Consider the following 18,424-nt stretch of genomic DNA (forward strand, 5'->3'; position numbering starts at 1 on the left):
GGTGCTCCGTACGCGGAATGATCTCCGGTGGCCGAGCGTTGTCGGTGGATGCGGCGAGAGTCGCGGGCGGGTGGAATTTCCTGCCGGAGTTCCGACCGGGCTCGTGTGCGCGCGCATAGGATGCGAGCGGTGCACCAGGCGGACGGGGCACGGGGCCGCGCCCGCGGTGGTGTGCCCACGAGGAGGTCCGCGGCAGTGACCAGTCAGGTCGATCAGTCAGAGGCAGTGGACGGATCGGACGGCGACGGGGGTCGCACCGGCAGCGGTGCGCAGCGCCCCGGAGCAGCCGGCCCCGCCGGTCCGCACGCCCCGGGCAGCCCGCCGCCCGGCGGTGCCAAGCCCGTCCGCAGACTCGACCGGGTGATCATCCGGTTCGCCGGCGACTCCGGTGACGGGATGCAGCTCACCGGTGACCGGTTCACCTCGGAGACGGCCGCGTTCGGCAACGACCTCTCCACGCTGCCGAACTTTCCGGCCGAGATCCGGGCGCCGGCCGGCACGCTGCCGGGGGTCTCGTCCTTCCAACTGCACTTCGCCGACCACGACATCCTCACCCCGGGCGACGCCCCGAACGTGCTGGTGGCGATGAACCCGGCCGCACTGAAGGCGAACCTGCCCGATCTGCCGCGCGGCGCGGAGATCATCGTCAACACCGACGAGTTCACCAAGCGCGCGCTGGCGAAGGTCGGTTACCCGGCGGACCCGCTGGGCGACGGTACGCTGGACGGCTTCCACCTGCACAAGGTGCCGCTCACCACGCTGACCCTGGAGGCGCTCAAGGACAGTGGGCTGGCCCGCAAGGACGCCGAGCGGGCGAAGAACATGTTCGCCCTGGGGCTGCTGTCCTGGATGTACCACCGGCCCACCCACGGCACCGAGGCCTTCCTGCGCGGCAAGTTCGCCAAGAGGCCGCAGATCGCCGAGGCGAACATCAGCGCCTTCCGGGCGGGCTGGAACTTCGGCGAGACCACCGAGGACTTCGCGGTCTCCTACGAGATCGCCCCGGCTGCCCTGCCTGCCGGGCGCTACCGCAACATCTCCGGCAACCTGGCGCTGGCCTACGGGCTGATCGCCGCCGCCCAGCGCTCGGGCCTGCCGCTCTACCTGGGCTCGTACCCGATCACCCCGGCCTCGGACATCCTGCACGAGCTGTCCAAGCACAAGAACTTCGGGGTGCGCACCTTCCAGGCCGAGGACGAGATCGCCGGCATCGGCGCGGCGCTCGGCGCGGCCTTCGGCGGGGCGCTCGGCGTGACCACCACCTCGGGGCCGGGCGTGGCGCTGAAGTCCGAGACGATCGGCCTGGCGGTGTCGCTGGAACTTCCGCTGCTGGTGGTGGACATCCAGCGCGGCGGCCCGTCCACCGGCCTGCCGACCAAGACCGAGCAGGCGGACCTGCTGCAGGCGATGTTCGGACGAAACGGCGAGGCGCCGGTGCCGGTCGTGGCCCCGGCCACGCCCGCCGAGTGCTTCGACGCGGCGCTGGAGGCGGCCCGGATCGCGGTGACCTACCGCACCCCGGTCTTCCTGCTCTCGGACGGCTACCTGGCGAACGGCTCGGAGCCGTGGCGGATTCCGGACATCGGTGAACTGCCCGAGATCGACCCGAAGTTCGCGACGGAGCCGAACCGCGAGGACGGCGCCTTCTGGCCGTACCTGCGGGACCCGCACACCCTGGCCCGGCCCTGGGCGGTGCCCGGCACGGCCGGCCTGGAGCACCGGATCGGCGGCATCGAGAAGCAGGACGGCACCGGGAGCATCTCCTACGACCCGGCCAACCACGACTTCATGGTCCGCACCCGGCAGGCCAAGGTCGACGGCATCACGGTCAGGCCGGTGGAGGTCGACGACCCGACCGGCGACGCCCGGGTCCTGGTGCTCGGCTGGGGTTCGACGTACGGCCCGATCACCGCGGCGGTGCGCCGGGTGCGCGCGGACGGCGGCGAGGTCGCCCAGGCGCACCTGCGCAACCTCAACCCGTTCCCGGCCAACCTGGGTGCGGTGCTGCGCAGTTACGAGAAGGTCATCGTGCCCGAGATGAACCTCGGGCAGCTCGCGCTGCTGCTGCGGGCGAAGTACCTGGTGGACGCGGAGTCCTACAACCAGGTGCGCGGACTGCCGTTCAAGGCGGCCCAGTTGGCGGACGTGCTGTGGGCGGCGATCGGCAGCCTGGACGAGGAGGACCACCGATGAGCGAGCGGAGCGAGCGACCCGTCGAGCGGCGCATGAGCGACGGTGACTCCGAGGAGCGCGGCTTCCCGTCGCTGCGACTGGTGCCCAAGGCCGAGGCGCCGCAGAGCGCCCGGGACTTCAAGACGGACCAGGAGGTGCGCTGGTGCCCCGGCTGCGGGGACTACGCGATCCTGGCCGCGGTGCAGGGCTTCATGCCGGAGCTGGGCGTCAGGCGCGAGAACACCGTGTTCGTCTCCGGGATCGGATGCTCCTCGCGCTTCCCGTACTACATGAACACCTACGGGGTGCACTCGATCCACGGCCGGGCGCCGGCGATCGCCACCGGGCTGGCCTCCTCCCGGCGGGACCTGAGCGTGTGGGTGGTGACCGGCGACGGCGACGCGCTGTCGATCGGCGGCAACCACCTGATCCACGCGCTGCGGCGGAACGTCAATCTGAAGATCCTGCTGTTCAACAACCGGATCTACGGCCTCACCAAGGGCCAGTACTCACCGACCAGCGAGCTGGGCAAGATCACCAAGTCCACCCCGATGGGCTCGCTGGACGCGCCGTTCAACCCGCTGTCGCTGGCGATCGGCGCCGAGGCCTCCTTCGTCGCCCGGACCATCGACTCGGACCGCCAGCACCTCCAGTCGGTGCTGCGGGCCGCGGCCGAGCACGAGGGCACGGCGCTGGTGGAGATCTACCAGAACTGCAACATCTTCAACGACGGCGCCTTCGAGGTGCTGAAGGAGGCCGGCACCCGGGACGAGGCGCTGATCCGGCTGGAGCACGGTCAGCCGATCCGCTTCGGCGCGCAGGCGGCCAACGGCGTCTTCCGGGGCCCGGACGGCGAGCTGTTCACGGCGCCGGTCACGGCGGACAACGAGGCGCGGCTGCTGGTGCACGACGCCCACGCGGCCAGCCCCGCCACCGCCTTCGCGCTCTCCCGGATCGCCGACGCGGACACCCTGCACCACACGCCGATCGGCGTGCTGCGCGACGTCCGGCGGCCGGTCTACGACGAGTTGATGGAGAGCCAGCTGACCGCGGCCGTCGAGCAGCGCGGTCCGGGCGACCTGGCGACGCTGCTGGCGGGCAGCGACACCTGGACGGTGGACTGACCCACCCGGGCGGTGGGCCGACCGTCCGCCGCCGCGAGTTCGGCGCCCCCGTCCCGGTCTCCCGGGGCGGGGGCGCCCGCGTTCCGCGGAACGGCTACTGCTTCACCCACTCGACCAGCTCGACCACGACCCCGTTCGGGTCGGTGACCTGGAACAGCTTCTCGCCCCACGGCTCCTCGCGCAGCGGCAGGGTGATCGCGACCCCCTCCTCGCGCAGCCGCCGCTCCTCGGCGGCGATGTCCTCGACCACGAACGCCAGGACCACCCCGTCCGCGGTGCGGTGACGCTGCTCCTCGGGCAGCACCTCCAGGCCGCGCCGCAGGTAGACGACGTTGACCCCGCCGCCCGGGTGGGCGAGCGAGACGAAACCGTCGGCGGACATCTGCTCGGTGTAGCCGAAGTGCCGCCGGAGGAAGGCGGCGGAGGTCCCGGTGTCCTCGACGGTCAGGGAGACGGCGGTGTCGGTGATCTGCATGGCGGAGCCCTCTCGTCATGGCGCACGGTTATCCCGTACGCAGTACACTATACATAGTACGGAGAATTGCGCCAGAGGTGCCCGGCCCGGAACACCGGTGGGGGAAAGGCAGCGAGGGAGGCCCCCGATGGGGGCCTCCCTCGCTGCGGTGCCGGTCGCGTCAGAAGACGCAGGGGATGCCGCCGTCGGACTCGGCGTCGACGCCGGGGCCCTGCATCGGCAGGTTGGCGGCGGGGTCGCCGGTGGGGGCGGGGCCGCTGGGGGCGGCGGGCTTGTCGCCCGCGACGCCGGTGAAGCTGCTGCCGAGGGTGACCACGACGTGGTCCGCGGGGGTGGCGGCCGACTCGGTGGCGGTGACCCCGTAGCGGGCGGCTATCTGGTCGGCGGCGTCCTTGGCGCCCTTGCCGTAGGTGACCGTGGTGGCCTTGGGCTTGCCGGCGGCCGGGCCGGTCCTGCCCTCCTTGAACCCCATCGCGACCAGGGCCTTGGCCTCGGTGGCGGAGGAGACCCCGGCGGCCGAGGAGCCGTTGAACACCTCGACGGTGGCCGGGGCGACCGCCTTGGCCGGGGTGGTCGCGGTCGGCGAAGGGGCGGCGGCCTCGGTGGGCGGGGCGTCGGTGGCGCCGTCGGCCGGGGCGGCGGGAGCGGCGGCGTCGGCGTAGCCGAACACCTGCTTGACCACCTTCTGGATCTTCGACGGGGTGACCAGGTTCACGTCCTGGCCGTTCCTGGTGCCGAAGCCGTCGAAGGTCAGGGTGTTGAACTCGACATTGCCGCCGGTCAGGGCCGGGGCCTGCTGGGCGAAGTCCAGGACGTTCCACTCGTTGTCGATCACCAGGTCCTTCTGGACGACACCGAACAGGTCCTTGAGCTTGCCGATGTCGCTGATGATCCCGTCCTGCTTGAGCTTGTGCACGACGGAGGAGATGAAGGCCTGCTGGCGGTGGGTGCGGGCGAAGTCGCCGGTGTTGCCCTTGCCGTCGTCCAGGTTGTGGCGCTGGCGGACGAAGGCGAGCGCCTGGGAGGCGTTGAGGGTGTTGATGCCCTTCTTGAAGTCGGCGCCGGAGCCCTGGCCCTCCATGGCCGGGTCCTTGGTGTCGTGGGTCAGGCAGACCTGGATCGGCTCGACGGCCTTGGCGATGTCGTAGAAGCCCATCAGGTTGACCTCGGCGACGTGGTCGATGGGCTGGTCGACGAAGGTCTGGACGGTGCGGATCGTCGCCGCGCGGCCCTCGTCGCGGCCGGCCTTCTCCAGGTCGGCACCCTTGAGCCCCTTGGCCTTCGAGCCGCCGTTGAACTTCTCCTTGGCGATCCCGTACGCCTCCTTGATCTTGTGCATGCCCTGCTGGGAGCCGTCCCCGTTGAGGGTCATCACGTAGTCGTCGCGCGGGATGGAAATCGCCTGCACCTTGCCGCCGCCCGCCGGTATGTGCAGCAGGATCAGCGAGTTGGTGTTGTAGCCGCCGACGTCCGAGCTGTGGCCGGCGTGCAGTTCGTCCTGGACGAACTGCGGGGGCAGGTCGGAGCCGTCCATGTTCTTGCGGCTGTCCAGGCCGATCAGCAGCAGGTTGACCGAGTTGTCCAGGTGCTTGGGGGCGTCCTTCTTGGTCTGCGCGATGGCGTTGGAGGTGGTCATGCCGTCGGTGAGGGACGTGTACTCGTACCAGACCACGCCGCTGGCCGCGAACACCGTGAGGCCCACCGTGGTGGCCAGCACCCGGGTGGCGATCAGCAGCGGGGAGGGGCCGCGGCGGCCCGCCGGGGCGTCGTCCGTGCTCCTGCGGGCGGCGGGCCGACGGCCCCCCTGCTGCTCGCGGTCCTCAGCCATGCTGCTGCCCCCTCCGGTCCAGGACCACCCGGGCCACGATCACCACCGCGGCCGCGGCCGCGGCCTGCGCCATCACCGGGAAACCGTGCACCACCCACTTCGCGGAGCCGGTCGCCAAGGCGTTGCCCCGGTACTTCTCGGAGTTCGCCGAGAACTCGACCGCGGCCGTCACGCCGAGCACGACCAGCGGGGAGGCGGCGAGCACCCACCACCAGCCGCGGCGGGTGCTGAGCGCGGCCGCGAAGCCGGTGCCGAGCACCGCGCACACCGCGAAGACGATGCCCATGCCCGGCCCGGAGAACTCGTCGACCACCGCGCCGACCAGCGGCAGCCCGACGCCCACCACCCCGGGCAGGGCCGGCCCGCCGGAGAAGGGCCGCGCGGGGCCTGCGGGGCGGCCCGTCGCCCGCCGCCGTGAACCCTGGTCGGACGACCGTCCTCGCTGCCCCGCCACTCGCTCACCCCCGGTGTTCCCGTGCTTCGCGCGCCGCTCGACGCTGCGCCGGGTCAGCCGTGGAAGAGCGGTAGCGGCGCTGCCAGTACGGGACGCTGGTGTTCGGCCGGCCGGTTCCCGTTCTCGGTTTCCCGTCGCTGCTCGGGGGCGGGCACGTTTTCGGATTCGCTCTACAGAGGTGTAGAGATCGTACGCAGCATAGAGCACGCCTGTTCGGTGGCAAGTCCGATCGCGAACGGATCTGCATACACTACACCGAGCAGTTTCTGAGCGGTCGGCGAGGGCGCCGACGGAGAAGGAGGAGGGCCGTGGCCACCACAGGCGGAGCGGGACGACCGGAGAAGCGCAAGGCGATCACCCGGGCCGCGACGACGGTCTTCGGGCGCGAGGGCTACGTCCGGGCCAGCATGGACGCGATCGCGGCCGAGGCCGGGGTGTCCAAGCGCACGGTCTACAACCACTTCGCCGACAAGGAGACCCTCTTCCTGTCGGTGGCGCTCCAGAACTCAGCCGAACTCACCGAACGCATCCGTGAGTTGATGGCGAAGTACCTCGACCGGGTGGTGGACCTGCGCCGCGACCTGACCGACTTCGCGGTCGAGCGGGCGAACGCCGTCCTCTCCGCGGGCGAGCACGGCGCGCTCGGCCGGGCCATCCGCGCCGAGGTGGCCAACATCCCGGTGGACGTGCTGGAGGCCTGGCTGGAGGCCGGTCCGGTGGCCTCCCAGCGGGACCTCGCGCAGCACTTCGCGGCGCTCAGCGGGCGCGGACTGCTGGCCGTCGAGGACGGGGAGCTGGCCGCCGAGCAGTTCACCCTGCTGACCTTCCACGGCGTGGCCGAGCGCTCCTTCTGGGGCGCGCTGCCGGTGGCCTCGGAGGAGGTCGAGCGGATCGCGACGGCGGGCGTGGACGCCTTCCTGCGGATCCACGGCGGGCCCGGGGCGGGCCGGCCGGCGGGCTGAGCGGCCGCCGTCGCGGAGAAGCGGCCGGTGGGCGGGGCGGCCTGACGCCGCCCCGCCCACCGGCCGTCCCGCGTCACTTCCAGTTGACGCCCTTGCCCAGGGTGTACGGCTCGCCCCAGTACTCCGCGCCGGCCACCTTGGTCGCCGTCGGCGCCAGCGCCAGCACGCACGAGGTGATGGACTGGCCGTTGGTGAAGCCCTTCGGGAAGGACGGGTGCGGGCACTTGTCGAAGGTGCCGATCAGCATCACCTCGGAGGCCTCCGAGCCGTCCGGCAGCGTGCCCTTCACCTGGGTCAGGCTGGCGAAGGACAGGTCGGTGCTGCCGGTGTTGGTGACCTTGAACCGGACGTAGTACGGCACCATGCCGGTGACCTTGTCGCCCAGCTTGAGCGGGGCGAGGTCGGCCGGGTCGCCCTTGTCGATCGAGGTCACCGCGAGCGAGACGGTGCCCTTGGTGCTGCCCGAGCTGAACGGGACGGTCGCGGCGTCGCCGATCTTCAGGGTGGTCCCGGGCGCCGCGGTGGGGCCGGCCTGGGCCGGGGCCCCGCCGGTGGAGCCCGCGGTGGAACCGCCCGGGACGGCACCGGTGGCGTCGCCGCCCGGCGCGGCCGCCGAACCGGAGGCCGCCGCAGTGGTGGGCGCGCCGGTCGGCGCGGCCGGCGCCCGGGTGGCCGGCGGGGTGCTGGCGCTGTCGGACGACGCCGCGTCGTCGTTGCAGGCGGTCATGGTGAGCGCGCCCACCACGGCCAGGCCGGCCAGGGCCATGGTGCGACTGTTGCGGATGGTCTTCACGTGACGTCCCCCGTCAATGCGGACCGCCGTGGCGGCAGCCCTCCTGAGGGACGTTCATAGCGCAGTGGTCAACGCGCCCGCCACGATTTCGATCCCGTCTTGACGGCCCCGTGACGACTCCCTCGCAGGTCCGTGACAAGGGATGCCGAGTCGTGATCACACGTGCCCGAACCGTGTGCCACCTCGGCGGATCGGCCCAGGGACCTCGACGGCCACCGGCGCAGGGGGCCACCGGTCAGCATGGTGCGCCGCCCGTCTTCCGGCCCCCGCCTGCCGGTGTGACACCCTCCTCTCATGGACGGGTTCGAGCAGCGCATGGACAGCGCCTGGGAGTGGTGGGGCGCCGCGATCGAGGGCTCCCAGGAGGGCCGGTGGATCCGCACCGACGACGAGCGCCGGATCATCGACGACATCGCCGCCGCGGCCGTCGGCTGCCCGCCCTCGCCCGATGAACTGCCGTGGCGCGCCCGGCTGGCCCGCATCGTCCGCTGGGCCGCCGTACTGCGGCTCGCTGCGGGGGCCGGCGGCTGGGAGCTGGCGCCCGTCGCCGGAGCGGCCCCGCCCCGGCCCGCGGGCATGGCGGCCCTGCTCTCCGCCGTGTACGCGGTCGGAGAGCAGGGTGAGATCTGGCTCCGCGGCCTCCCGGCGGACGGCCCGCCGCCGGTCGCCGAGGTCCTCAAGGCGGAGGCCTTTCTCTTCGGGCCGGGCTCCGTCGAGGACCTCCGCCAGTTCTTCTACGACTGACCGCGCCCGCCTCATGCTTTTTGTCGAGCCGTACGTCGCAGGAAGTCGGCCCGTCCGACTTCTGGCGACATACGCCGGGCCGGGGCGCAACCGAACAGCGGCTGCCGTCCGTATGAGCTGATGTGAAGCTCACCGGCACCCCGTTCCTCGTCCTCGCGATCCTCCTCGTCCCGCTCTCCATGGGCCTGCTGATGTACCTGTGGAACCGGGTGCGCGGCCCGCAGCCGGTGCGTTTCGGCAGTCGGCTGCTCATGGTGGCCTTCGCCCAACTCACCGCCGTCACTCTGGTGTTCGTGGTCGTCAACAACGACAACCAGCTGTACGGCAGTTGGGACGACCTGCTCGGCACCGGAAGCCACGTCCGCACCGTGCCCGTCCCTCCGCCGGCGGACGCGACGGCGGCCGCGAACGCGCCCGGCCAGCCCAAGGTGACCCAGCAGTTCACCTCGGTGGACGACAAGGCCGTGCCGAAGGACGTGAGGACGACCGAGCTGAAGGGCCGGGTCTCCGGGGTGGACGGCGAGGTGCTGGTCTGGACGCCGCCGCAGTACGACGACCCGGCGTACAAGGACAGGAAGTTCCCGGTGGTCGAGCTGCTCGTCGGCTTCCCCGGGTCGTCCAGCGCCTGGTTCGGCAGCATGAACGTCTCCAGGCAGCTGGCGCCGCTGATGAAGTCCGGGCAGGTCGCGCCGTTCATCCTGGTCTCGCCGCGCGTCGTGCTGCTCGAAGGGCACGTCGACACCGGCTGCGCGGACGTGCCGGGCAAGGTCAACGCCGAGACCTGGCTGGCACGGGACGTGCCGCAGATGGTGCTGGACAACTTCCGCGCCGAGCCGGGCCCCGAGCGCTGGGCGGTGGCCGGCTACTCGGCGGGCGGGCACTGCGCCGCCCGGCTCGCCCTGGCGCACCCGAACCGGTACCACGCCGGGGTGAGCCTGTCCGGGTACAACGACCCGATGGGCGAGTCGGACTCGCTCACCGCCAAGGACCCGCACCTGCGCGAGGTCTCCAACCCGGTCTACCTGCTCCAGCACGCGCAGACGCCGCCCGACGTCGCCCTGTACATGACCGGGAGGAAGGGCGACGGCTACGAGGACGCCCTGGCGCTCCAGAAGAATGCCAAGGCGCCGACGGCCGTCACCCCGGTGGAGGTCAACGGCCCGCACCTGACGTCCACCTGGGAGCCGCTCGTCCCGCAGGTGTTCACCTGGCTCACCCAGACCGTCGGGAAGGGCTGACCGTCACCGGCCGTCACCGCCGGGGCGGTTCGCAGCCGTCCGGCCCGCAGGCCTCCACCCCCTCGGCACCGAGCGGGACCAGCGGCGAGGGCACCCGGCTCTCCCGGGCCTGCTCCAGTGCCCGGGTGAAGGTCTCGGCGGGCTGGGCGCCGGCCACCGGCCACTCCGAGCCGCTCACCGGTTGAGGGTCGCCACCGGCCGATCCGGCAGTACAGCCGCTCGCCCACCGCCGGGCTCAGCAGGAGATGTTGCCGCCGCCCACGTTCGTGCCCAGCACGCCGACGAACCTCTTGAACAGGTTGATCCGGTCGTTGCGCTCGTCCGGGTTCTTGCCGTTGCACTCGAGGTCGCCGTTGATGCTGCGGATGGTCTCGCCGAAGCCCTTGTTGTTGACGACGGCGTCGTGCGGGGTCATCGTCCCGGCGCCCTTCTGGCTGTCCCAGAACCAGAGGGCGGTCTTCCAGGCGACGGCCGGATCCTTCTCCACCTTGGCCGGGTCGTGCAGCAGGTCGATGTGCAGGGCGTCGCCCGCGGCCTTGTAGTTGAAGTTCCAGCTGATCTGGAGCGGCCCGCGCCCGTAGTACGCGCTCCTGCCCGCCGGGCAGCCGTACGGCTGGGTGGTGTCGCAGTAGTGGCCGTAGTTGGCGGTGTTCTGCTCGACGACGTACCTGAGGCCGCCGGTCTCGTGGCTGACGTTGGCGAGGAAGGCGGCCGCCTCGCGCTTGCGGGTGGCGCTGTCGCCGGTGGCGGCGAACTTGGGGTAGGCACTCAGGGCGTCGGTGAGGCCCTTGTACGTGTAGAAGGGGTTCCGGTTCGGGAACATCTGGTTGAACTGGGCTTCGCTGACCACGAAGGAGCCTGCGGCGGACGCCAAGGTGGCCGTCGGTCCGGTGAGGGCGATGGTACTCAGGACGGCGGCCGAGGCGACTGCGGAGAGGGCGCGGGAGAACGTCATCATTCCTCGTCAGGAGTCTTAGCTTGAGCGGTGCTTCGCTCTCGAAGCACCGGGGTTCATCGTGCTGGGCGGCGCCCGGGATCTGAACCTTTCCGAGGTCTAAACCACTCGTACGGGTTGTATCCGATCGAAGAACCGGGACAGCTCGGACCGCAGGGTGATCATCCGCCAGTCCTACGCACCGGATAGCCTCGTCCGCGCACGAGCCGAGAGCGGACCGGGGGACAGGGCATGGCGCACACCGACGACGAGGGCGACGAGCGGCTGGCCGCCGAGGGCGAGGTGGCCGTGGCCCGGCTGGCGATCGACTCCGGGGACCTCGGCCACGCCGCCGACCACCTCTCCGACGCGATCATCGCCGCCCCCCAGCTGCCCGAACTGCACGAGGCACTGGCGGAGTTGTGCGCCGCCGTCGGCGGCCCCGCCGCGGCCCGCGACCTGTTCCCGCTGGACGGCGAGGTCTACCTCGGCACCGTCGTCTGCCGCGCCCACGTGGAGGCCGCAGCCGGGGACTGGGACACCGCCGTCGGCCTGCTCGCCTCGGCGATCCAGTACGAGCCGGCCCGCCCGTGGGCGCACACCGCCTGGCTGGCCCGCGAGGACCTGCCCGCCCTGGTGGACCCGGACGCCGTCGCCCAGGCGGTGGCCCGCGCCGCCGGTGCGCTGCCCGACCCGCTGCCCGCCGAACTGGTGGACACCGTAAGGCCCTTCGAACGTTTCGTGCGGGCTGTGACGGACCGCCACCCCGAGCACCCGCTGCTGCTGGCGATGGCCTCCGGCCTGACCCGCCGCTTCGGTGCCACCGCCCGCGCCGTCGAACTCGCCGAGCGGGCCCACCGGCTGGCTCCCGGCCACCTGCCCTCCGTGATGCTCGGCAACGCCCTGCGTGCCGACGGCCGCCCCGAGGAGGCGCTCACCGTCTGGGAGGCCGAACTCGCCCGGGTCGTGCCGGACGAGGGCAACTCCAGCAGCTACCTCGCCGTGGACGTCGCCGAGCTGTACGGCACCCTCGGCCGCCCCGCCGAGGGCCTGCCCTGGCTGGAGCGCGTCCTCGCCACCGAGCCCGACCACCCGAAGGCCGCCCCCGCCCTGCACGGGCTGCGCCACGCCGTCGACGGCGAAGCCGTCCACCTGCTCGCCCTCGCCGACCACCACCGCGACCACCCCGACCACGAGTACGCCCGGGACCTGCTGGAGCGGCTCAGCCACCGCGAGCCCTGGCTCGGCATGGTCCCCGGGACGTCCGAGGCAACCGTCAACCTGCTGCACCAGGTCCTGGCGGCGCCCGACACGGACCGAGACACCGAGATCGAGTGCGATGTCTCCACCGTCGAACCGCCCAGCTCACAGCTGGCCCTCCACCTCGCGTTGCCGCGCTGCACCGTCGTCTATCAGTCCATCGACAAACCCGACCCACGGCTCCCGCTGATCAAGACCTCCGCCGCGGTCTGGGCATGGGACGGCACCGACCCGAAGGCCGCCGTCGCGCCGCCCGCCCCGGAAAGCGCCGAACTCGTCCGCGCCACCGCCGAGATCGTGTGGCCGACCATCCCGGCCGCCTACGACCACGCCGTGCGCCTCGCCGGCCTGTCGCTCGACGACCTGCTCGGCGCCCTGGTCCATCCTCCGCTGCCCCGCGAGGACGACCTCGGCCGGGCCCTGCTCGCCCACCAGCCCGAACTGTGGGTGCGCGCCGTCCAGGCCTTCGCCTGCCTCGGCATCGCCCACCACCGCACCGATCAGCCGTGGCCGGAGTCGGACCGCCGCCGGGTGTTGCTCGACCTGCTACTGGGACCGGAGGACTGGGTCGCCGAGGCGGCCGGATTCGCGCTCGTCGCGATCGGCTGGACGCACCCGCAGGCCCGCGCCGACATCGCCACGCAGCTCCGGCGGCGGCTGCACTACAGCGTCGACGCCCGGCGGGTGCGCGTGGTGACGATCCTGCGCTCGGTCTGCCACCTGGTGCTCGCCGCGCCCTGGGTCACACCTGCCGACCGCGACCTCGCTCGGGCGGCCATCCGCGCGGAGGAGGCCGCTGACGGCCCGAAGTCCGAACCCCGGTCCGAACCCGAACCCCAGCCGGAGCCCGAACCGTCGCTCGAGCCGCGGCGCCCGGGATTCCTCGGGCGGCTTCTCGGCCGAGGCTGAGTCCGCGCAGCCGCCTTCCGCCCGCGCGTCCCGGCCTACACCCCCGGCAGCGTCTCCTGCTCCACCTCGAACCGCGCGACCCGCTCCGCCGGATCGCGGCACTCCGGCCCCAGCCGCAGCATCCGCGACTCCGGGTCGTGCAGCGGCCGGTGGCAGCGCCGACAGGTCACCCGGGGGCGGAGCGCCCGGGTGGTGTCCGTACCGGGCAGCGGCTCCGGCTCAGGGCTGGTCATGGGGAGACGGTAGCGGCCACGCACCGGTGAAGGGATCCCGTGAAAGGATCCTGCGCATGGCCACGGACCGCAGCAGCGCAGGAGACCCGGCGCGCACCCTCGCCCTGCTCTGGGGGCTGACCGCCGAGGAGAAGCCCGGACGGCGCGGCCCGAAGCAGGCCCGTTCGACCGGTGAGATCGCCGCCACCGCCATCGCCCTGGCCGACGCCGAGGGCGTGGACGCCGTCACCATGCGCCGGGTCGCCCAGGAACTCGGGCTGTCCCCGATGGCGCTCTACACCTACGTGCCGGGCAAGGCCGAGCTGCTGGACCTGATGCTGGACACCGTCTACGCGACCATGCCCCGCACCGCCCCGGCCGACGACGGCTGGCGGGCCCGGGCCACCGCCGTCGCCGACGACAACCGGGCGCTGTTCCGCGCCCACCCGTGGGTCGCCGCCGTGTCCACCAGCCGCCCGCCGCTCGGCCCGGGCCTGATGGCCAAGTACGAGTACGAGCTGAGCGCCCTGGAGGGCACCGGCCTGCCCGACGTCGAGCTGGACGCCGCGCTGACCCACCTGCTGGGCTTCGTCCAGACCTGCGCCCGGATGGCCGCCGACGAGCGGGCCGCCCAGCAGGACAGCGCCCTGACCGACGCCCAGTGGTGGCAGGCCAACGCCGACCTGCTGGCCCGGGTCTTCGACCCCGAGCGCTACCCGGTCGCCGCCCGGGTCGGCGCCGCCGCCGGCGAGGCCCACGGCGGCGCGTACAGCCCGGACCACGCCTACGCCTTCGGCCTGGCCCGCGTCCTGGACGGGCTGGCCGCGCTGATCAGGGAGCGGTAGGCCGCCCGTCGTACTCCTCGCGGGCCGCGACCACCGAACCCACCCGCTGCTCGGACCAGTGCGCGAGCGCCGCGACCAGCTCGGCCGCCTCCCGTCCGAGCGGCGTGAGGCTGTAGTCGACCCTGGGGGGAATCACCGGGTGCGCCTCGCGCAGCACGAAGCCGTCCCGCTCCAGCGTCTGCAGGGTCTGCGCGAGCATCTTCTCGCTGACCCCCGACACCCGTCGGCGCAGTTCGCTGAACCGGTAACCGCGCTCGCGCAGCGCACCGAGGACGAGCACGCCCCAGCGGCTGGTGACGTGCTCCAGCACACCCCGGGACGGGCACATCCGGTCGAAGACGTTCGCCGGCGGTCCGCTCAGGCTCACCCGCATCTGACTTACCTCCATGCCAGTACCGTACTTTGAAGTGCGTACTTTCGAAAGGTTAGTGCCATCCCTAGGGTGAGTTGCGAGGCCAGAGGGTCACCCAGGAGAAGGAGCACCCCATGTACGTCGTCACCGGAGCCACCGGCCAGCTCGGCCGCCTCGTCGTCGAAGGCCTGCTGGCCAGGGTCCCCGCGAGCGAGGTGGCGGTCGCCGTCCGTTCCGCCGGGAAGGCGACCGACCTGGCCGCGCGCGGGGTCGACGTCCGCGTGGTCGACTACGACGAGCCGCGGACCCTCGCCGGCGCCTTCGCCGCCGGCGACCGGGTGCTGCTGATCTCGGGCAGCGAGGTCGGCCGCCGCGTCCCGCAGCACCGGGCCGTGGTCGAGGCCGCCCGGACGGCCGGGGTCGCCCTGCTCGCCTACACGAGCATCCTCGGCACGGCGACCTTCCGGCTGGCCGAGGAGCACAAGGCGACCGAGGAGCTGATCCTGGCCTCCGGACTGCCGTACGCCTTCCTGCGCAACGGCTGGTACACCGAGAACTACCTGGCCGACGCGGCCGGCACGGTGGCGCGCGGCGTGGTGCCGGGCAGCGCCGGGGACGGCCGGGTGGCCACCGCCCCGCGCCGGGACTACGCCGACGCGGCGGTCGCCGTCCTGCTGGACGGGAGCGAGCAGAACCGGGCCTACGAGCTGAGCGGCGACGCCGCCTGGAGCCTGCCCGAGCTCGCCGCCGAGCTGGCGAAGGCCTCCGGCGAGCCCGTCGGGCACCGCGACGTCACCCCGGCCGAGCACCTGGACGTCCTGGTCGGCGCCGGCCTGCCGCAGGGTTTCGCCGAGGCGCTGGTCGACGTGGACGCGGGCATCGCGCGCGGCGAGCTGGCCGGCACCCCGGGCGACCTCGCCCGGCTGATCGGCCGCCCGACCGTCCCGCTGGCGGAGTCCGTCCGTGCGGCGCTGGGTGCCTGAGACAGCTCACCCGACCTGCGAGAACGCCGGTCCCGTCCAGCATTCAAGCAATGTCATGACCAAAATCCGGAAACGGAGATGACAGCCTGCCCTCCCGCCCGCTACCGTCGCCAGGACGACACGCGCGCGGGAGGGCACTCGGCCATGCCACAGACAACCCAGCAGGACAGCGGCCGAGGCCTCTGGTACGGCATGGCGGCCTACGGGATCTGGGGGCTCTTCCCCCTCTTCTGGCCGCTGCTGGAGCCCGGCGCCGCCGACGACATCCTGGCCAACCGGATGGTCTGGTCCCTGGTCGCGGTGGCGCTGATGCTGGTCGCCCAGCGGCACTGGGGCTGGATACGCCCGCTGCTGCGCCAGCCCCGCCGGCTCGCCATGCTGGCCGGCGCGGCCACGGTGATCTCCGTCAACTGGGGCGTCTACATCTGGGCCGTCAACAGCGGCCACGTGGTGGAGACCAGCCTCGGCTACTTCATCAACCCGCTGGTCACCATCGGCTTCGGGGTCCTGGTGCTCAAGGAACGGCTGCGCGGCGCGCAGTGGACGGCCGTCGGCATCGGCGCCGCCGCCGTCGCGGTGCTGAGCGTCGCGTACGGGCAGCTGCCGTGGATCGCGCTCACCCTGGCGCTCTCCTTCGCCACCTACGGCCTGCTGAAGAAGCAGGTCGGGCTGAGCGGCCTGGAGAGCCTGGCCGCCGAGAGCGCCTTCATGTTCCCCTTCGCCCTCGGCTACCTGGTCTACCTGGAGGTCAGCGGGCGCGGCACCTTCGGGCACACGGTGGCCGGCTCGTACGGCTGGGGGCACTCCGGGCTGCTGATGCTCAGCGGGGTGATCACCGCGATCCCGCTGCTGTTCTTCGGCGCGGCCGCCGTCCGGGTGCCGCTGACCGTGATGGGCCTGCTGCAGTACCTGGCGCCGGTGTTCCAGTTCCTGATCGGCGTCGCGGTGTTCCACGAGTCGATGCCACCGGCGCGCTGGGCCGGCTTCGCCCTGGTGTGGGCCGCCCTCGCGGTGCTCACCTGGGACGCGCTGCGCCAGGTGCGGGCCGACCGCGCCGGGCGGGCCGCGGCCGTGCCGCAGCCCGCCCCGACGACGACGGCCCCGGCGGCGGCTTCGGCCGCGGCCGCCAAGGAAGCCGTCACCAGCTGACGCCCCTCACCGGCTGGGACCGCCCACCGGCTGACGCCGCTCAGGCGCTGATGTCCCGGCTGCTGAACCGGGCCCAGGCCGCCGAGCCGAACACCGCGACGTAGGCGGCCTGCAACCCGAGGTCCTTCCACACCCCGTCCCAGTACATCGGCTCGCGCAGCAGGTCCGAGAAGCTCATCCAGTAGTGGGTGAACAGGAACGGCCGGACGGCGTCCAGCTGCGGGAAGGCGTCCAGGATCTGCACCGTGATCACCAGCCCGACGGTCGCGGCCATCGCCGCGATGCCGCTGCCGGTGAGGGTGGAGACGAACAGCCCGATCGCCACCAGCCCGGCCAGCGAGACCGCGACCACCCCGGCCACCAGCACCGCCCGCAGCAGGGCGTCGGTGAAGCCGATGGTGTCCCCGGAGATCAGCGTGACCTCGCCGAGCGGGAACAGGGTGGCGCCGGTGGCCAGCGCCGTCACCGCGACCGCCGCGGTGGCGGCCAGACAGAACACCAGCCCGGCGGTGAACTTCGCGGCCAGCAGCCTGGTCCGCCCGGCCGGGGCGACCAGCAGGTAGCGCAGCGTGCCGGTGGCCGCCTCGCCCGCCACCGAGTCCCCGGCGACCACGCCGACCGTCATCGGCAGGAAGACCGGCAGGGCCACCGCCAGCGCGGTGAACACCAGGAACAGGCCGTTCTGGGTGGTCTGCGCGATGAAGCTCGGCGCCCCGCCGCCACCGCCGCGCGGACTGTCCGTGTTGAGCTTGACGATCACCCCGATCAGGATCGGCAGCGCCGCCAGGATGGCCAGCAGCACCTTGGTGCGCATCCGGCGGAAGGTCAGGTGCAGCTCGTTGCGGAACAGCGCCAGGAACCCGGACGTGGTCTGCGGCCGCCGGCCGGCCACCAGCACCGTCTCAGCCTGCGACATCGAAGCCCTCCCCGGTCAGCGCCACGAAGGCGTCCTCCAACGTGCCCCGCTCCAGCCCGAACCCGTGTACCCGGACCCCGGCCTCGACCAGCGCCGCGCACAGCTTGGGCAGCGCCTCGTCGACGCTCGCGCCCAGCTCGCCGTCCACCCGGCCCTCGCCCGGCACCAGCGCGCCCACCTGGTGGGCCGCCAGCACCTCGGCGGCCTGCGCCACGTCGGGGGTGCGGACCACCAGCCGGCCCTGCGCGCGGGCGGCCAGCTCGGTGACGGTGCCCTGCACCACCAGCCGGCCGCGGGACATCACCGCGGCGTGGGTGCAGACCTGCTCGATCTCGTCCAGCAGGTGGGAGGAGAGGAACACCGTGGTGCCCTCCGCCGCGACCTCCCGGACCAGCGCCCGGATCTCCCGCATGCCCTGCGGGTCCAGGCCGTTGGTCGGCTCGTCCAGTACCAGCAGTTCGCGCGGCTGCAGCAGTGCGGCGGCCAGGCCCAGACGCTGCTTCATGCCCAGCGAGTAGGCGCGGGCCTTCTTGCCTGCGGCGGCGCTCAGCCCGACCCGCTCCAAGGCGGCCTCGACCCGTTCGCGTCGGGTGCGCGGGTCGGCGGTCGGGTCGGCGGCGTCGAAACGGACCAGGTTGTCCCGGCCGGACAGGAAGCCGTACAGGGCCGGGCCCTCGATCAGCGCGCCCACCCGGGGCAGCACGGTGGCGACGGACTGCGGCATCGACTCGCCGAGCACGGTGGCCGTGCCGGAAGTGGGGGCGATCAGGCCCATCAGCATCCGGATGGTGGTGGTCTTGCCGGAGCCGTTGGGCCCGAGGAAGCCGAAGACGGAGCCGCGCGGGACGGTCAGGTCCAGGCCGTCGACGGCGAGCTGGCCGCCGCGGAAGCGCTTGGTCAGGCCGCGGGTCCTGATCACGTCGTCGGCCGGGGCACCGGAGGTCCGGGAGGCACCGGAGGTGCGGGAGGCAAGGGGAGCGGGGGTGGCGGAAGGAACGGGGGCCGGGCGCGACGCGGCGCCCGGGCCCCCGGCCGACTCCGTAACGTCCCCCGTTACGGGAGTCTCGGTCATCC

The 18,424-nt window shown here is 72.7% G+C and carries 19 protein-coding genes; 9 read left to right on the forward strand and 10 right to left on the reverse strand.

The annotated features are described in order from the left end of the window. Window positions 1-195: 195 nt before the first annotated feature. Together HS99_RS12565 and HS99_RS12570 are read left to right on the forward strand one after the other, a co-directional pair. Complete coding sequence (locus HS99_RS12565) at window positions 196-2,193, forward strand: 2-oxoacid:acceptor oxidoreductase subunit alpha (RefSeq protein ID WP_030552371.1); 1,998 nt, start codon at window positions 196-198, stop codon at window positions 2,191-2,193. 32 nt (window positions 2,194-2,225) lie between these two features. After that, window positions 2,226-3,296, forward strand: a complete 1,071-nt coding sequence (locus HS99_RS12570) for a 2-oxoacid:ferredoxin oxidoreductase subunit beta (RefSeq protein ID WP_030286528.1) — start codon at window positions 2,226-2,228, stop codon at window positions 3,294-3,296. Between the two features lie 94 nt (window positions 3,297-3,390). On the opposite strand, the gene HS99_RS12575 is transcribed toward HS99_RS12570, so the two are convergent. The 3 genes from HS99_RS12575 to HS99_RS12585 all read right to left on the reverse strand — a co-directional run bounded on the left by HS99_RS12575 (window position 3,391) and on the right by HS99_RS12585 (window position 5,945). Continuing rightward, on the reverse strand, window positions 3,391-3,771 hold the full coding sequence (locus HS99_RS12575) for a VOC family protein (RefSeq protein ID WP_030286526.1): 381 nt from the start codon (window positions 3,769-3,771) through the stop codon (window positions 3,391-3,393). 160 nt (window positions 3,772-3,931) lie between these two features. Next, a complete protein-coding gene (locus HS99_RS47740) occupies window positions 3,932-5,599 on the reverse strand; it encodes an LCP family protein (protein WP_050366622.1) in 1,668 nt (555 codons plus the stop codon). Beyond that, complete coding sequence (locus tag HS99_RS12585; protein WP_141763702.1) at window positions 5,592-5,945, reverse strand: DUF6542 domain-containing protein; 354 nt, start codon at window positions 5,943-5,945, stop codon at window positions 5,592-5,594. The genes HS99_RS47740 and HS99_RS12585 overlap by 8 nt, the downstream gene beginning before the upstream one ends. A gap of 416 nt (window positions 5,946-6,361) precedes the next feature. Here HS99_RS12585 and HS99_RS47745 point away from each other — a divergent pair, with 416 nt between their 5' ends. Then, window positions 6,362-7,015: a TetR/AcrR family transcriptional regulator gene (locus tag HS99_RS47745; RefSeq protein ID WP_030552366.1), complete on the forward strand. Its 654-nt coding sequence runs from the start codon at window positions 6,362-6,364 to the stop codon at window positions 7,013-7,015. A 73-nt stretch (window positions 7,016-7,088) separates the two neighbouring features. On the opposite strand, the gene HS99_RS12595 is transcribed toward HS99_RS47745, so the two are convergent. Further along, window positions 7,089-7,808, reverse strand: a complete 720-nt coding sequence (locus tag HS99_RS12595) for a hypothetical protein (RefSeq protein ID WP_050366620.1) — start codon at window positions 7,806-7,808, stop codon at window positions 7,089-7,091. Window positions 7,809-8,102: 294 nt separating this feature from the next. On the opposite strand from HS99_RS12595, the gene HS99_RS12600 reads away from it, so the two are divergent. Beyond that, window positions 8,103-8,552 (forward strand): hypothetical protein, encoded by a 450-nt coding sequence (locus HS99_RS12600; protein ID WP_030552365.1) that lies wholly within the window; start codon window positions 8,103-8,105, stop codon window positions 8,550-8,552. A 122-nt stretch (window positions 8,553-8,674) separates the two neighbouring features. Continuing rightward, complete coding sequence (locus HS99_RS12605; RefSeq protein ID WP_030552363.1) at window positions 8,675-9,790, forward strand: alpha/beta hydrolase; 1,116 nt, start codon at window positions 8,675-8,677, stop codon at window positions 9,788-9,790. A gap of 13 nt (window positions 9,791-9,803) precedes the next feature. Here HS99_RS12605 and HS99_RS44790 read toward each other — a convergent pair whose 3' ends face one another. Next, window positions 9,804-9,968: a hypothetical protein gene (locus tag HS99_RS44790; RefSeq protein ID WP_157846533.1), complete on the reverse strand. Its 165-nt coding sequence runs from the start codon at window positions 9,966-9,968 to the stop codon at window positions 9,804-9,806. 57 nt (window positions 9,969-10,025) lie between these two features. Further along, window positions 10,026-10,745: a chitinase gene (locus HS99_RS12610; protein WP_094742912.1), complete on the reverse strand. Its 720-nt coding sequence runs from the start codon at window positions 10,743-10,745 to the stop codon at window positions 10,026-10,028. Between the two features lie 231 nt (window positions 10,746-10,976). On the opposite strand from HS99_RS12610, the gene HS99_RS12615 reads away from it, so the two are divergent. Next, entirely contained in the window at window positions 10,977-12,893 is a 1,917-nt protein-coding gene (locus HS99_RS12615) for a tetratricopeptide repeat protein (RefSeq protein ID WP_050366619.1), read from the forward strand. Window positions 12,894-12,928: 35 nt separating this feature from the next. On the opposite strand, the gene HS99_RS12620 is transcribed toward HS99_RS12615, so the two are convergent. Continuing rightward, window positions 12,929-13,126 carry a DUF6011 domain-containing protein gene (locus HS99_RS12620; RefSeq protein ID WP_030286508.1) on the reverse strand — a complete coding sequence of 66 codons (198 nt, stop codon included), beginning with the start codon at window positions 13,124-13,126 and terminating at the stop codon, window positions 12,929-12,931. Window positions 13,127-13,182: 56 nt separating this feature from the next. Here HS99_RS12620 and HS99_RS12625 point away from each other — a divergent pair, with 56 nt between their 5' ends. Next, entirely contained in the window at window positions 13,183-13,950 is a 768-nt protein-coding gene (locus tag HS99_RS12625) for a TetR/AcrR family transcriptional regulator (RefSeq protein ID WP_030286506.1), read from the forward strand. Here HS99_RS12625 and HS99_RS12630 read toward each other — a convergent pair. After that, window positions 13,937-14,338, reverse strand: a complete 402-nt coding sequence (locus HS99_RS12630; RefSeq protein ID WP_030552358.1) for a winged helix-turn-helix transcriptional regulator — start codon at window positions 14,336-14,338, stop codon at window positions 13,937-13,939. The two genes, HS99_RS12625 and HS99_RS12630, sit on opposite strands and share 14 nt — an antisense overlap. Before the next feature lie 98 nt (window positions 14,339-14,436). Here HS99_RS12630 and HS99_RS12635 point away from each other — a divergent pair, with 98 nt between their 5' ends. Further along, window positions 14,437-15,285, forward strand: a complete 849-nt coding sequence (locus HS99_RS12635) for an SDR family oxidoreductase (protein WP_030552357.1) — start codon at window positions 14,437-14,439, stop codon at window positions 15,283-15,285. A 144-nt stretch (window positions 15,286-15,429) separates the two neighbouring features. Further along, window positions 15,430-16,434 (forward strand): EamA family transporter RarD, encoded by a 1,005-nt coding sequence (rarD, locus tag HS99_RS12640; protein ID WP_030552355.1) that lies wholly within the window; start codon window positions 15,430-15,432, stop codon window positions 16,432-16,434. A gap of 40 nt (window positions 16,435-16,474) precedes the next feature. On the opposite strand, the gene HS99_RS12645 is transcribed toward rarD, so the two are convergent. Together HS99_RS12645 and HS99_RS12650 are read right to left on the reverse strand one after the other, a co-directional pair. Next, the gene (locus HS99_RS12645) at window positions 16,475-17,350 is read right to left on the reverse strand and encodes an ABC transporter permease (protein WP_030286498.1); all 876 of its coding nucleotides are present in this window, start codon (window positions 17,348-17,350) and stop codon (window positions 16,475-16,477) included. Next, a complete protein-coding gene (locus HS99_RS12650; RefSeq protein WP_030286496.1) occupies window positions 17,337-18,422 on the reverse strand; it encodes an ABC transporter ATP-binding protein in 1,086 nt (361 codons plus the stop codon). The genes HS99_RS12645 and HS99_RS12650 overlap by 14 nt, the downstream gene beginning before the upstream one ends. Window positions 18,423-18,424: the final 2 nt, after the last annotated feature.

The sequence above is a fragment of the Kitasatospora aureofaciens genome (assembly GCF_001188955.3).
GTDB classification, from domain to species: Bacteria; Actinomycetota; Actinomycetes; order Streptomycetales; family Streptomycetaceae; genus Kitasatospora; species Kitasatospora aureofaciens.